Raw genomic sequence first — 1,156 nt, 5'->3', positions numbered from 1 at the left:
TGAGCTTCCCCCATTAAATTAGACACATAGTTTAGATAGTTTTCTCTCGTTTTCGTAGTCTTCTGGACTTTTATAATTTAACGTCGAATGCATTCTATGATTCTGTTGTAATAAACAGCGATATATTCAAAAATATCCTGTCTTGCCTGTTTTCTTGTTTTGTAATCTTTTTGATAAATTAATTCTGTTTTTATGGTGGAAAAGAAACTTTCAGCTACTGCATTATCCCAGCAGTCTCCTTTGCGGCTCATTGAGGACCTCATACCACTTTTCCATAGTTCTTTTTGAAAATCATGACTTGCATATTGGCTGCCTCTATCAGAATGAAAGATCAAACCTTTTTTAGGATTTCTATTTTTAATTCCCATGTTAAGAGCATCTATAACAAGCTTCCTGGTCATTCTTTTATTAATCGACCAGCCAACTACTTTTCGGGAATAAAGATCTATTACAACAGCCAGGTAAAGCCAGCCTTCGGCTGTGGGTATATATGTAATATCTGAAACCCAAACTTTGTTAGGCTTAGATATATCAAAATTTCTGTTAAGCAAATTTTCTTTTAGGGGCAGGTTGTGATTTGAATCAGTTGTTTTTTTGAATTTCTTTTTCTGAACTGCTTTAAGACCCATTACTTGCATAAGTCTCACAACTCTTTTTATATTACAAGTGTGGCCTTCTTTCAACAGTTGACGGTGTATTCTAGGGCTTCCATAGCGGCCTTTATGCTGCCAGTATATTTTAGCTATTTCTAGTTTTAGTTTCTCATTTTCAAGTTCTCTCTGACTGGGTTCTCTATCCAGCCAATCATAGAAAGTAGACCGGGAAACTTCTAATACCTGGCACATTTTCGTCACAGGAAATTGATTTCTGTGATCCCGGATAAAACCATAGATTACGTCGGTTTTTTCGAAAAGATGCCCACTGCTTTTTTTAATATATCACGTTCTAATTTAGTTTCTCTAAGTTCATCTTCAAGGTCTTTTATTTTTTGTTGTTCAGGTGTTAATTTTTGCTTTCCATTACCAGGAAAAGCATGTTTTCCTTTGTTTCTATATTCTCTGCGCCAGCGGGTTAAATTACTGTAATTTATCCCAAGATCATCAGCAATTTCTTTTACTGTCTTATTTGAATTTATACTGAGTTCAACAGCATCTTT

The 1,156-nt window shown here is 34.9% G+C and carries 1 pseudogene; it reads right to left on the bottom strand.

What is annotated here, in order from left to right:
- Positions 1-18: 18 nt before the first annotated feature.
- Positions 19-1,156 (bottom strand): annotated as a pseudogene (locus DER71_RS11865) (IS3 family transposase); the annotation flags it as partial.

This window comes from Halanaerobium sp. DL-01 (assembly GCF_003338615.1).
Taxonomy (GTDB): domain Bacteria; phylum Bacillota; class Halanaerobiia; order Halanaerobiales; family Halanaerobiaceae; genus QPJE01.
This window is presented reverse-complemented; position numbering and strand designations above follow the sequence as displayed.